Annotated in this window: 10 protein-coding genes; 2 read left to right on the plus strand and 8 right to left on the minus strand. The window is 62.5% G+C overall.

Annotated elements, in window-relative coordinates:
• Positions 1-25: 25 nt before the first annotated feature.
• Positions 26-1,426 carry a multicopper oxidase family protein gene (locus tag LAC81_RS04650; RefSeq protein ID WP_223726912.1) on the minus strand — a complete coding sequence of 467 codons (1,401 nt, stop codon included), beginning with the start codon at positions 1,424-1,426 and terminating at the stop codon, positions 26-28.
• Between the two features lie 99 nt (positions 1,427-1,525).
• The gene (locus tag LAC81_RS04655; RefSeq protein ID WP_223726913.1) at positions 1,526-2,767 is read right to left on the minus strand and encodes an MFS transporter; all 1,242 of its coding nucleotides are present in this window, start codon (positions 2,765-2,767) and stop codon (positions 1,526-1,528) included.
• Positions 2,768-3,086: 319 nt separating this feature from the next.
• Here LAC81_RS04655 and aspS point away from each other — a divergent pair, with 319 nt between their 5' ends.
• Positions 3,087-4,874 (plus strand): aspartate--tRNA ligase, encoded by a 1,788-nt coding sequence (gene aspS / locus LAC81_RS04660; protein WP_113536887.1) that lies wholly within the window; start codon positions 3,087-3,089, stop codon positions 4,872-4,874.
• 77 nt (positions 4,875-4,951) lie between these two features.
• Here the strand turns inward: aspS and LAC81_RS04665 are convergent, their stop codons facing one another.
• Positions 4,952-6,154, minus strand: a complete 1,203-nt coding sequence (locus tag LAC81_RS04665) for a serine hydrolase domain-containing protein (protein ID WP_223726914.1) — start codon at positions 6,152-6,154, stop codon at positions 4,952-4,954.
• 66 nt (positions 6,155-6,220) lie between these two features.
• On the opposite strand from LAC81_RS04665, the gene LAC81_RS04670 reads away from it, so the two are divergent.
• Positions 6,221-6,871: a TetR/AcrR family transcriptional regulator gene (locus LAC81_RS04670; RefSeq protein ID WP_223726915.1), complete on the plus strand. Its 651-nt coding sequence runs from the start codon at positions 6,221-6,223 to the stop codon at positions 6,869-6,871.
• Positions 6,872-6,885: 14 nt separating this feature from the next.
• On the opposite strand, the gene groL is transcribed toward LAC81_RS04670, so the two are convergent.
• From groL to LAC81_RS04695, 5 genes are all read right to left on the minus strand, one after another.
• A complete protein-coding gene (gene groL, locus LAC81_RS04675) occupies positions 6,886-8,511 on the minus strand; it encodes a chaperonin GroEL (RefSeq protein WP_223726916.1) in 1,626 nt (541 codons plus the stop codon).
• 113 nt (positions 8,512-8,624) lie between these two features.
• Positions 8,625-8,858, minus strand: coding sequence for a hypothetical protein (locus tag LAC81_RS04680; RefSeq protein ID WP_057252607.1), 234 nt, complete (start codon positions 8,856-8,858; stop codon positions 8,625-8,627).
• Positions 8,859-8,993: 135 nt separating this feature from the next.
• The gene (locus LAC81_RS04685; RefSeq protein ID WP_223726917.1) at positions 8,994-10,001 is read right to left on the minus strand and encodes a lysophospholipid acyltransferase family protein; all 1,008 of its coding nucleotides are present in this window, start codon (positions 9,999-10,001) and stop codon (positions 8,994-8,996) included.
• Positions 9,991-11,421, minus strand: a complete 1,431-nt coding sequence (locus LAC81_RS04690) for a cytochrome P450 (protein ID WP_223726918.1) — start codon at positions 11,419-11,421, stop codon at positions 9,991-9,993. The genes LAC81_RS04685 and LAC81_RS04690 overlap by 11 nt, the downstream gene beginning before the upstream one ends.
• A gap of 476 nt (positions 11,422-11,897) precedes the next feature.
• A complete protein-coding gene (locus LAC81_RS04695) occupies positions 11,898-13,097 on the minus strand; it encodes a hypothetical protein (RefSeq protein WP_223726919.1) in 1,200 nt (399 codons plus the stop codon).
• Positions 13,098-13,516 lie beyond the last annotated feature (419 nt).

Consider the following 13,516-nt stretch of genomic DNA (forward strand, 5'->3'; position numbering starts at 1 on the left):
GCGGCATCTGTCACAATCGAAATTCTCAGACGATCTTGAAATAACCCGTCATGCCGGTCTTCTGGTGCTCGATGATGTGGCAATGGATGACCCAATCGCCCGGATTGTCTGCCACCAGCGCCACTTCCGCCTGTTCGTCGGGCAAAAGCAGGATCGTGTCGGTCGGCGGCGGCAGGAAGGTTCGCTTGTTGGAGTTGAGGATGCGGAAGCTTAAGCCGTGCAGATGGATCGGGTGGGCGTGCGGCGTCCGGTTGGCGACCTGCAGCACATAGCTCTTGCCGAGCTTCATTTCCTCGATCGGCGCGATCGGGTCGGGCGTGTCGCCCGGCCACGGCACCTTGTTGATCGCCCAGAACGTATAGCCGAGCGAGCCGCAGATCGAGGGCGCGGCCTTGTGTTCGGCGGTCGCCGTCAGCTCGATCGGCACGCGGATTGCGGTGGAGAGGTCCGCTTCGGCGATCCGGTTGGCGGGCAGGGGGGCGACATCCCTGAGATCACGTTTGAACGAAGCGCCGGTCGCCCGGAAGCGCGCGATCGTCCAGGGATGCGAACCCCGGAAATTGCCGAGCGCAACCGTCTGGCCCTCGCCATCGGGCATGCGCACGACAAGATCGACGCGTTGGCCCGGGCCGAAATCGTAGCGGTCGAGCGCAAACGGCTTGTCGACCGGATTGCCGTCGAGCGCGATCACCGTTGCCGGCGCGCCGTCGAGGCCGATCGTATAGATGCGCGTGACATCGGTTGCGACGATGCGCACGCGTACCAGGCCGCCGGCGGGCGCGTCGTAGGTCGGTTCCTGCTGCCAGTTGGCGGTACGCACCGTGCCGTAGGTGCCGCCGCGTGCCGCATCGCGCGGCTTGAAGGGATCGATGAAGGCGCCGCCTGTGCCAAGCCGCCAGTCGCGCAGGTTGAGCACGATTTCGGCGTCGAACACCGGATCCTCAGGGTTCTCGACGACAATCACGCCGGTCATCCCGGCGCCCATCTGGGTCAGCGTGTTGCAGTGGGGATGGTACCAGAAGGTGCCGGCGTCGGGCGGCGTGAACACGTAGTCGAAAGGATCGCCCGGATAGACATAGGGCTGCGTCAACTCGGGCACCCCGTCCATGGCGTTGGCGATCCTGAGCCCGTGCCAGTGCACCGTCGTCGGTTCGTCCAGCCGGTTGATGAGGCGCGCGGCATAGGGCTCGCCTTTGCGCATGCGCAGGACTGGTGGCATGCCGCTGTTTTCGGCCTCACCCAGTCCGTAGGTCATCACTTTCGGTGTCACGCCGTCGCTGGCGATCTTCGCGTCGATCAGCTGCGCCGTGAGAAGCTGCGGATCAGGCGCGGTGCCCGCACGCGCCGCCATGCCGGCGCCGAGCGCAAAGGCGCCTCCCAGCGCGGCAGAGCCTTGAAGAAAAGTACGGCGGCTGATGACGGGCATTCGGCAATCTCGGGAGCTGTTCGCGTTGTCGCCGGTTCTAAACCTGATTGTGGAGTTCAGCAATTCTTTCAACGGCGCGCATCTTGCCGCAGGTCGGGGTCAACCGTCCTTGCGCTTGTGGTTGTTGCTGGCCGCAAGCTTGTTGAAGAAAGACGAGGTGCGCAGAAGATTGCGGAACGGCATCGCGCGCTCCTGTGTGGGCACCGGCGCGCGCGCCGTCATGCGCTGCAGGGTGTAGAGCATGAACAGGAAGAGGATGGCCGCGGTATAGATGAACAGCGCCTGCGGTCCGAAGATCTCGAGCAGGAAGGATGCAAACAGCGGCCCGATGATGGCGCCAAGAGACCAGAAGAACAGCATGCCGGCGGACACCAGCGCGTGCTGACCCTCTGCTGCGTGGTCGTTGGCATGCGCCGAACAGAGCGAATAGAGCGGCATCGCAAAGGCGCCGAAGAGGAAGATGCCGGCAAAGTTCAGCCACTCGTCGTTGCCGGCGCCGAAGGCGAGGAACAGGCCGGCGAGCAACGAGCCGAAGGTGGCGATCAGGATGATCAGCCGACGGTCGAGCCGGTCGGAGTAATGACCGAGCGGGTATTGCAGCACGACGCCACCGATAATGCCGGCGCTCATGAAGGTGGCGATGGCCGTCACCGACAGGCCGATCCCTTGCGCATAGATCGGGCCAAGCGAGCGGAAGGCCGCGTTGGTCAGGCCGACGACGATGCAGCCGACGGTCGCGAGCGGCGAGATGTTCCAGAGCGCCTTGACGTCGAAACGGATCGCTTCCGGCGCGACCGGGCTTGATCGGTCGGCAAAGGAGATCGGCACGAGCGACAGCGTCAGCGCCATGGAGATGATGGCGAAGAGTTCGAAGCCTTCGAGACCGATGCCGGGGATGACATATTGCGCCGCCGTCACCGAACCGAGATCGACGAGGCGATAGACGGAAAGCGTGCGCGCCCGGTTGGCATTGGTGACGCTGGCGTTGAGCCAGCTTTCGACGGTCGCGAACAGGCAGGCAAAACAGATGCCGGCCAGCAGCCGCATCAGGAACCACATCAGTGGATTGATGACGAGCACCATCGAAATGGCCGCGGCCGAAGCGATCGCCGCCATGGCCGAGAAGGTGCGGATGTGACCGATCGATCGCAGGATGCGCGTGACATAGACGCAGCCGAGCGCGAAGCCGATGTTGTATCCGGCGCCGATCACGCCGATCAGCGATGTCGAAAAGCCCTCTTCCAATGCGCGAAGCGAGATGAAGGTGCCCTGCAGGCCATTGCCGCCGATGAGGATGCCTGCAGTAGCGAGAAGGGGGATGAGCGGGCGAATCTGAGACATGGGGCAGGCGACATCCGGGAATCGGCCGCGACTCGGGGATCAATGCGGGCCTTCAAATGTGTAGCCCTGCATTCTGCCGCCGGACAGTCCCGAATTGTGACGGTTGCCGTTCTTTTCGCAGCATTTCGGCCTGCTCGTGCCACAAGTGGCCTTGGACTGGCCGTTTCCTTCGTTTACAACGCACGTCCATCGGGGGCGGCAGCGGTCGCGCGGCTTGACAAAGGCTGCGCATCATGCGCTTTTCCGCCCGATTTTGACCATGTTGCCGCGCGCCGTTCCAGCGAGCTTGCGCGGCTCTTTGCAATTCCGGGATAAGACGATGCATCGTTACCGCAGCCACACCTGTGCCGCCCTCCGCAAGTCGGACGTCGGTTCCACCGTTCGCCTCTCCGGCTGGGTCCATCGCGTACGCGACCATGGCGGCGTGCTCTTCATCGACCTGCGCGACCACTACGGCCTGACCCAGGTCGTTGCCGATCCGGACAGCCCGGCCTTCAAGATCGCGGAAACCGTTCGCGGCGAGTGGGTGATCCGCATCGACGGTATCGTCAAGGCGCGCACCGACGACACGGTCAACAAGGGGATGCCGACTGGCGAGATCGAGCTCTACGCCCAGGAGATCGAGGTTCTCTCGGCCGCCAAGGAATTGCCGCTGCCGGTCTTCGGTGAGCCCGACTATCCGGAAGACGTGCGCCTCAAGTACCGCTTCCTCGATCTGCGCCGCGACACGCTGCACAAGAACATCGTCAAGCGCACCCAGATCATCTCGTCGATGCGCCGCCATATGGGCGATGTCGGCTTCACCGAATACACGACCCCGATCCTGACAGCCTCGTCGCCGGAAGGCGCGCGCGACTTCCTAGTTCCTTCGCGTATCCATCCCGGCAGCTTCTACGCCCTGCCGCAGGCGCCGCAGCAGTACAAGCAGCTCCTGATGGTTGCCGGCTTCGACCGTTACTTCCAGATCGCGCCGTGCTTCCGCGACGAAGACCCGCGTGCCGACCGCCTGCCGGGCGAGTTCTACCAACTCGACCTGGAAATGAGCTTCGTCGAGCAGGAAGACGTCTGGTCGACCATGGAACCGGTCATCCGCGACATCTTCGTCGAGTTCGCCGAAGGCAAGCCGGTGACCGAGAAGTTCCCGCGCATCCCCTATGACACGGCGATCCGCAAGTATGGTTCCGACAAGCCGGACCTGCGCAACCCGATCGAGATGCAGGCTGTCACCGAGCACTTCGCCGGCTCCGGCTTCAAGGTCTTTGCGAACATGATTGCGTCGAACCCGAAGGTCGAAGTCTGGGCTATCCCGGCCAAGACCGGTGGTTCGCGCGCCTTCTGCGACCGCATGAACGCCTGGGCGCAGAGCCAGGGCCAGCCGGGCCTCGGTTACATCTTCTGGCGCAAGGAAGGTGAAAAGCTCGAAGGCGCCGGACCGCTCGCCAAGAACATCGGCGAAGAGCGCACGGATGCGATCCGCACTCAGCTCGGCCTCGACGATGGCGACGCCTGCTTCTTCGTCGCTGGCGACCCCGCGAAGTTCTACAAGTTTGCCGGCGAAGCCCGCACCCGCGCCGGCGAGGAACTGAACCTCGTTGACCGCGACCGCTACGAATTCTGCTGGATCGTCGACTTCCCGTTCTACGAATGGCTGGAAGACGAAAAGAAGATCGACTTCGCGCACAACCCCTTTTCGATGCCGCAAGGCGGCCTGGAAGCGCTCAACGGCGAAGATCCGCTGTCGATCAAGGCCTACCAGTACGACATGGTCTGCAACGGCTTCGAAATCGCCTCGGGCTCGATCCGTAACCAGCTGCCGGAAGTCATGGTCAAGGCGTTCGAGCTGACCGGCAAGTCGCAGCAGGAGGTCGAAGACCAGTTCGGCGGCCTCTACCGTGCATTCCAGTACGGCGCACCGCCGCACGGTGGCATGGCCTTCGGCATCGACCGCATCGTCATGCTGCTCGTCGGCGCCAAGAACCTGCGCGAGATCTCGATCTTCCCGATGAACCAGCAGGCCGTCGATCTGCTGATGGGCGCGCCGTCCGAGGCGACGCCGGCGCAATTGCGTGAACTGGCGCTCCGCCCGATCCCGCAAAAGAAGGACTAAAGGTCGAACGGACCTGATGAAAAAGAAAGCCCGGCGATCGTCTCGCCAGGCTTTTTCTCTTGATGCGTTCGATCTGTTCAACGCTTGCCGTAGACGGCGTCGCGAACATCGCGGGTGAACGGCCCCCACATGCCTTCGAAGGTGGTGTTCGTCATGGCGACGACGGTGATTTTCTCGACCGGATCGACGAACCAGTTGTGGCCATAAGCACCGCCCCACTGGATGGTGCCCTTCGATTGCGGCGTGGCGCCGGCCTTGGGATCGACGAGCACGGCCCAGCCATAGCCGAAGCCCCAGCCTGGACCCTGCGTCTTGGCCTCCGGACCGGTCTGGTCCTGCATCATCGCCTTCACCGTTTGAGCCGACAGAATGGGGCCTCCGCCCTTGCGGATGGTCTCGAGGAAGGTCAGCACATCCTTGGCCGTACCGGCCATGCCGGCCCCACCCGAGGGGAATTGCTTGGCATCGAGGATGCGGCCCGGCGAGAACGTCAGCTTGCCTTCTCCGATCGGCACGGCGACGCTTCCCTCCATGCGCTTCGGAGCAGGGGACGCGTCGAAATAGGCGGCGGTCAGTCGCTCCGATGGCTTCGTCGAGAAACCTGCGTCGGTGAGGGAAAGCGGGGCGACAACGAGTTCGTTGACGGCCTTGTCGAGCGTCTTGCCGGTCGCTTTCTCGATGACGCTGCCAAGCACGTCGATCGCCAGTGAATAGCGAAAGGACCTGCCCGGTTCGGATGCGAGCGGGACGCTGGCGAGACGCTTGAGGTTCTCGTCGAGCGAGATGTCGGTGAGATCGAGACCGTCAGAGACGCCGGCCTTGGCATAGGTTCCTCCGGGCGGCTGGAAGAAGCCGTATTCGAGCCCCGCCGTATGGTTGAGCAGGTGGCGGACGAGGATCGTCGCCGGCTTTCCGTCAAAGGCCGGCTTGAAGTCCGGCAACCACTTGCTGACCGGATCGTCAAGCGTGATCCGGCCCTCTTCGACAAGGCGCATGGCCGCCGCCGTCACGAAGGGTTTAGTGACCGAGGCAAAGCGGAAGATGTCATCCTCCTTCATAGCGCGGTCAGCCTCACGGTCGGCGAGCCCTGCAGCGCGGGCATAGACGAGTTCGCCGTCGCGGGCGACGAGGATCACGGTCCCGACGATGCGTTTGTCGGCGATCGCCCGGTCGATCACCGGGTCGAGCCGTGCGCCGAGCGATGCGTTCTGATCTTCGGCCAGTGCAGGGGAGGCAAGCAGCAACGCGAGCAGCGCTGCTTCTTTCAGGTGGAGACTCATCGGACAAATCCCTCTATAATCACAATGACCATTCCTGAATACGTCAGGTTGCGAGATGATTCTAGAGTGACCATTGTGAAAAAAAATGAACCCGCAGAATCATCCGCTCGCCGCCGGGGACGGCCGCGCGCCTTCGACCGCGACGTGGCTCTGGCCGCAGCCGGCGATACCTTCTGGAGGCTCGGCTACGAGGGCGCCTCGATCTCCGATCTCACCGCCGCCATGGGGATTACGCCGCAAAGTCTCTATGCCGCCTTCACCTCGAAGGCAGATCTCTATCGCGAGGCGCTTGAACAATATCGGCGCGAGGCGGGCGCTGCGGCGGGCCGCAATCTCGCCAGCGAAGGGCATGTGGTCGAGGTGATCGACAAGATACTGCGCGCCTCTGCGCACGAGTTTACGCTTCCCGGCAGACCGAAGGGCTGCATGATCTCAACCGCGGTGCTGACCTGCGCCGTCGAGAACCAGGCGATCGCACGGCACGTGTCCGCCTTGCGCAGCGAGACCCTGGCGCTGCTGGAGGCCCGTTTCAGGCAGGGCGTCGTCGACGGAGAGTTGCGTGCCGACACGGACCTCGCCGGGCTTGCGCGCTTCGTCGGCGCGATCCTCCAGGGCATGACAGTGCAGGCGCAGGACGGCGCCAGCGAAGTGGAACTCCTGGCGATCGCCGAACTGGCGATCGCCGAGGTGGCGCGCCATCGGCATCCTTCTTCCTGAGCGGACTGAGCGCGTCAGAAATCCATGCCGGGGCCGGGCGGTGGCGTGGGGCCGTTCTTCTTCGGCTTCTCGGCGACCATAGCTTCGGTCGTCACCAACAGGCCGGCGACGGAGGCCGCATCCTGAAGCGCCGCGCGCACCACCTTGGCCGGGTCGATAACACCCATGCGGAAGAGATCGCCATATTCGCCGGTCTGGGCGTTCCAACCGTGGGCGAAGTCATTGTTCTCCCGTAGCTTCCCGACGATGACAGAGCCTTCGGCGCCGGCGTTTTCGGCAATCTGACGCACGGGCATCTCGACTGCCCGCCGCACGATCTCGACGCCGACGCGCTGATCATCGTTGCCAGCCTTGAGCCCGTCGAGCGCATGAACGACCCTGAGCAAGGCGACGCCACCGCCTGGCAGAATACCTTCCTCTACGGCGGCGCGCGTTGCATGCAGCGCATCGTCGACGCGGTCCTTTTTTTCCTTCACTTCCACTTCGGTCGACCCGCCGACGCGGATCACCGCGACGCCGCCGGCAAGCTTGGCGAGCCGCTCCTGCAGCTTTTCGCGATCGTAGTCGGAGGTCGATTCTTCGATCTGCGCCTTGATCTGGCTGACACGTCCGCCGATATCCGCTTTCGCTCCGGCGCCATCGACGATCGTCGTGTTCTCCTTCTCGACCATCACTCGTTTGGCGCGACCAAGCGTGTCGAGCGTCACGTTCTCAAGCTTGATGCCGAGATCGTCGGAGATGACCGTACCGCCCGTGAGGATGGCAATGTCCTCGAGGATCGCCTTGCGCCGGTCGCCAAAGCCTGGCGCCTTCACCGCGGCGATCTTCAGGCCGCCGCGCAGTTTGTTGACGACGAGCGTGGCAAGCGCTTCGCCCTCCACATCCTCGGCAATGATCAGCAAAGGGCGGCTCGCCTGGATCACCGATTCGAGGATCGGGATCATCGCCTGAAGGTTTGAGAGTTTCTTCTCGTGGATGAGAATATACGGGTCTTCGAACTCGACGCGCATCTTCTCCTGGTCGGTGATGAAGTAGGGGGAGAGATAGCCGCGGTCGAACTGCATGCCCTCGACGATTTCGAGTTCGATCTCGGCGGTTTTGGCTTCCTCCACGGTGATCACGCCCTCGTTGCCGACGCGCTCCATCGCCTGTGCCAGATAGCTGCCGATTTCCCTGTCGCCGTTGGCCGAGATCGTGCCGACCTGCGCGATTTCCTCGTTGTTGGAGATCTTGCGGGCCTGGGTTTTCAGTTGTGCCACGATCGCCTCGACGGCGAGGTCGATGCCTCGCTTGAGGTCCATCGGGTTCATACCCGAAGCGATTGCCTTGATACCTTCCCGGACAATGGCTTGAGCAAGCACGGTGGCCGTCGTCGTTCCGTCGCCTGCGACGTCGCTGGTGCGCGACGCGACCTCCCGCAGCATCTGCGCGCCCATATTCTCGAACTTGTCTTCGAGCTCGATCTCCTTGGCAACCGATACGCCGTCCTTGGTGACGCGCGGTGCGCCAAAGGCCTTCTCGATGACCACGTTCCGTCCCTTTGGACCGAGCGTCACCTTTACGGCGTCGGCGAGGATGTCGACACCACGCAGCATACGGTCGCGGGCATCGCTACTGAACTTGACTTCCTTGGCTGCCATCGTTGACCTCCCTCAACACAAAACACGTGGCCTCATGCTCCCGCCGCCCGCCGCGCGAGGGGGCAACCTTGGCTGCAATCGAATACTGTCGGCGCGCCTGACGGCACGTTCCGCTACGTGGCGAAGTCCCGTTCTTCGTCATTGTCCGGCGTCAGGATATCGATCAATGCCGCAACGCGGCCGGCCGGCAGGTGGCGGCCTTCACCGATCAGCGCTTCGTCGTTGTTGACCCAGGCGATAGCTTCGGCGAGTTCACCCGCCGTGGCGCCTGTCGCAAGCAATTCGGCCATCAATGTCTCGTCGACCGGGCCAAGGATGGCGGTGATATCCGCATGCTTCAGTCCCATGGACTCCTCCTTCCGTTTTATCGGTCAGGAATGCGGGGACCTCGAGTCCCCGCCCAAGGTAAATAGGCCGAGGTCCGAAGGCATCAAGCGCTGATCATATCATGGAAGCCAAGCGGGCGAAAAACCAAGAGGTCGTCATTCCGGCCGAAGCGCGTTGTCGAGGAAATACCATTGGTCGAGATGCGCATGAACGATGGGCTCGATCGCGTTGTTCAACAGCAGCATATCGTCCAGGAGGCGGGCGTTGGGGTCATCGGAAGCCGGTAGCCGGATGGGCTCCAGCGCCCGGCACTCGAAACGGAACCCCTTGGTGCGCAATCCGTACCAGGGACAGATCGTGGCACCAGTCATGCGCGCCAGGCGAATGGCGAGCGCAAAATTGCCTTCCTGATGCGGCTTGCGGTCGAAGAACGGTCCACGGATTGTGCCGCCAAAACCTTCGTCGCAGAACATGCTGACGACGCCGCCGCTCTTCAGAATCTTGATCGCCGGGCGGATCCCCTCCATGCCCGGCGGCAGAAAACGCAATCCGGCTTTGCTGCGCACGCGCTCGGCGATCCATGCCTTGGCACGGCCCTTGGGCGGGAGATAGAAGGCATAGGGGCGCACATTGATGCTCTGCAACACAGTCGGGCCAACTTCCCAGTTGCCGAGGTGCATGCCGACGATGATCACAGGCCCAGCCTTGGCCACTTCGCCGATGATGTCGAGGCCGTTCAACGTCAGCCGATCACGGTTGTTCTGCAGCCGGTTCACGACGGAGAATTCGGTCATCAGCCGCCCCTGTGACCGGCAATTCTCGCGAAAGAGCGCCTCTTGCCCGGCAGCGTCGAGATCGGGCCGCAGTGCGCGGATCGTTTCCCGTGCGCGCTGCGACGCCACCTTGTGGAAGCGCGGCACGGCGAAAAGACCGAGCGCTGCACCAAGGCTGGAGCAGGCGTCCATTGGCAGTAGCTTCATCCCGAAATGGCCGGCGAGATGCGCGAGGTTCCAGAGATTATCCGTCACCCAATAGCGTCGGAACGCATTGAAACCCTCGCGTCCCGATAGGGCGTCGGCGAAGGTTGGTCGGCCTTCGCTTGTGAAGCTCCAGGCCTTTCGTTTGGCGATCTTCTCGGTCTGGCGTGGTTCTTCAGCGGTCATGGGATGGTCTCTGCCGTCTGTGCAGGGTCACCGGTAGTCCGCCCTTCGGCCTGAGCGTCAGCCGGCAGATCGGCTCGACCGCGTGGTGTTCGCGCAGGCGCACACGGTACTGTTGAGCGATGATCGCCAGGCAAAGGATCGCTTCCGTCAGGCCGAAGTGCAGGCCTGGGCAGACGCGCGGGCCGCTGGCGAAGGGGATGAAGCTGTAGGGTGTCGGGCGACGACCTTCGGTGAACCGCTCTGGATGGAAATGGTGGGGATCCTGGAAGAGGCTTTCAGTCCGGTGCAGCAGCCACGGCACGATGAGCACGAGCGAGCCCGGTTCGGCGGCAACATCGCCGATCATGTCCGCCTCGCGCGTCTGCCGCGCCAGGATCGGAACCGGTGGGTAGAGGCGCAGCGTTTCCTCGATGACGGCGCGGCACCATTCGAGCTGCGGTACGTCGTCGATGGTCGGCGTTCTCTCACCGCAGACCCTGGCGATCTCGTCGTGAACGGCTTTCTCGATCCAGCCTGCCTTGGAAAGCAGATACCAGGTCCATGTCAGTGTCGCCGCCGTCGTCTCGTGACCGGCCATGAAGATGGTCGCGGCCTCGTTGCGCAAGGCGACGAGGTCGAGTTTCAGCTCCGGATTTCGCTGTTGTCGTCGGATGAGCAGCTCGACCATCGAGTTGTGGTCGCCGCGGCCGGCAAGATGATCCTCCACAACCTTGTCGATCGTTCCGTGGATGCGCTTGACCGAGCGGCGCAGGCTCGGGGTGCGCAGGACGGGCAGGCCGTCGTCGAAGCCGAGGAAGTAGCCGATGTTGATGGAATCCACCAAGGACTGGTAGCTTGTGAAGCCCTCGGTCACGGCGGCCGCACTGTCGTCGCCGAGCTGGTTGCCGAAGACGCTGCGCGCGATGATCTCCGCGGTCAGGCCCGCCATTTCGTGGAGCGCATTGACCTCGGCTCCATCGGGCATCTCGTTCCAGCGCTCGACGAGCTCGCTGGTCGTCTTCTCCATGACAGGGCCGAAGGACGGCACTCTCTTGGCGTGGACGATATCGGCTACCAGCGGCCGGCGCTGTTTCCAGGTGTCGCCGTCGGAAATGAACAACCCGTCTCCGAGCAGAAACTCGAGCGCCCGGCGCATCTGCGGGCTCTTGCGTTCGAAGTTCTCGTGCCGCTTGACGACGACCTGTCGGATCAGATCGGGCGAGTTGACGACGATGATCTGCCGACCGAGGATCCGGATCTGCGAGACCTTTTCGGTATAGTCACTGGCACGCCAGATCGACAGGAAATCTGTCCGCGCCTGAAGCAGCAACCGCAGCGGTTTCCCCGGCGGACCCGAATAGTAATCGGCGCGGACGGGAGCGAACTTCCCCTCCAGCAATTCTTCCCTGAAATTTACAGATTGCTGGAGCCAGGCGAGCATTTACGTCCGATCTGCCGTAACGTGAAGATGATATTTAGGCGTATATTTGTATTTCTTGCACGAGGTCCGAGAATTCCCGGTGTGCTTTAAATGTTCTCAAGTTGCTGGACGTCGGTTTAACGGCGGCCTGATTTTGGCATGCACGATTTTGGCAAAAAACGCTATCACCCGGGGCCAAATTTTCTTGGTGGCGTGAGTAACGTGTCGAAATAGCAACGGCAGCATTAGCCAAAGCGCGCGCCGTCAAGAAGTGCCCTGCCGACCGGCCGCGTGAGCGCAAGTAGTAACGGCCCTTGTTCTGTCGAGGGCGGGTGGATGCGCAATAACGATATGCTTGAATGAAGTTGGACCGGAGGTCCTACGGCCTCCCTGAGTCGCGGAGCCGTCAAAGCTTGCGCGCCCGTGTGGGCGCGCAAAACTCGTTCCAAGGTCGCCTGCTCCCGGCAGTCGGTCGACGCCGGGAGCAAGCCGAAACATCAGTCGTTTGCGGTCACCTTGACGCCGAGCACCGACGGAATGGTGTTCGGTGCGCCCATGGCGGCGCCCATGATCATCGGGAACGGAACCGGCTTTTCCGGTGCAGCGCTGATCGTCAGGCTCTTCGGGCCATCGAGATAGGCGTTGATGGCGGCGGATACCTGGTTCTGCAGTTCCGGCACGTTGAGCTGAGCCATCATGATTGGCACCAGACCCTTCAGCGACTGCGCCATCTGATCGCCCGTAACGCCCTGCTGCGAGCCGGCATAGTCCAGCGCCTTCTTGGTGATGGAGGCGTCGTCGAAGCGGATTTCGGCGCTGTTGAAGGTCAATTGCTGCACCAGACCCATCATGGCGAGGCCCATGGCCTGGTTTGCCTCTTCCTTGTTCGGGTTGGCCTCGGCCGCCTTCATCGCTTCCTGCATCGATTTGACGAAGCCCAGCGTGTAGCCGGAGATATCGAAGGCGAAGTTCAGCCGGCCGACGTTCTTGAAGTCGAAGGCGTATTCTTCCAGGGCGACATTGCCGCTGTCGACTTCCCAGCTGCCCTTCATCGTCAGAGCGCCGTCAATCGTGGTGAGGCCGAGCTTTTCGATCGCGTCCTTTGTCTTGGCATCTTCAACAGAGGAAAGGTCCGCCTTGATGCCGGAAGCGGTCGCGTCGAAGTCGAAGCCGGCGTCATTTTCCTGGCGTGCCAGGTTGGCTTCGGTGCTTTCGAGCGAGAATACTTCCTTACCCTTGGCGTTGAGCGTGATCGGGCCCGTGCTCGCGCTTTCATAGAGAAGGATGTCGTTGATCGTCTCGCCCTTGGCGTTGGCGGGAATCGTGAGGCCAGAGAGCAGGATGTCCTTGACCGAGAGGCTGCCTTCTTCCTGGCTGAGGTTCACGTCCGGGAAGGATACGGTTTCGGCGTAGTAGCCACCGCCCTCGGTTTCCTCGACACCTTCGAAGGTCAGGTCACCGATCTTCAGGTTCGTCGGTTCGCCCGGCTGGCTGGCGAACTTCAGCTGCACGCCGGTCACCGTCACCTTGTCGCCGTCGACCTCGGCCTTGTCATAGGTGAGGGAGGTGCCGTTCGCGTTCGTTGCCGCATCGAGCTTCTTCATCAGGTCCGCGCCATCGAGTGCAAAGGCCGGGCTGGCGAGAGTGAGGAGCGCGGCACTCGCCATCATCAGGCGGATCTTGCGCGTGTGCATCATTGTCGAGTTCCTTCGTAAAATCTTTGATTGTGTAGCTGTTTCGAAGATGAGGCGTGGCTAATCTGGTTTGTCCCGGCAGAGGGCGTCAACTGGGAGCGAACGGCAACATCCGGCAGTTTTCGGCGGCCAGTTCGTGTCTTGCAATCCCCCTCACAGATCGTCCAAATCAACTGCAGCCGAAGCTATTACGAAACAGGGCGAAATTATATTCGCTTGGCCAAACCGCACATGTTCCTGACCGGGCATGCTTTCCGGGATGTTACCAAGCGCTCGCCTCAGACGCATAGCGGCCCGACCGTTGCACGAACATTGCGCCGGAGCAAGCGGATCGCTTCAGGCGCCAACTGTTGACTGGGCGGGGGTTCTCCACAATGGCATCCCCTGAAAACCTTGCTGTTCCGGGTTTGTTGCGCTAGCAA

The sequence above is a fragment of the Ensifer adhaerens genome (genome assembly GCF_020035535.1).
Lineage (GTDB): Bacteria > Pseudomonadota > Alphaproteobacteria > Rhizobiales > Rhizobiaceae > Ensifer.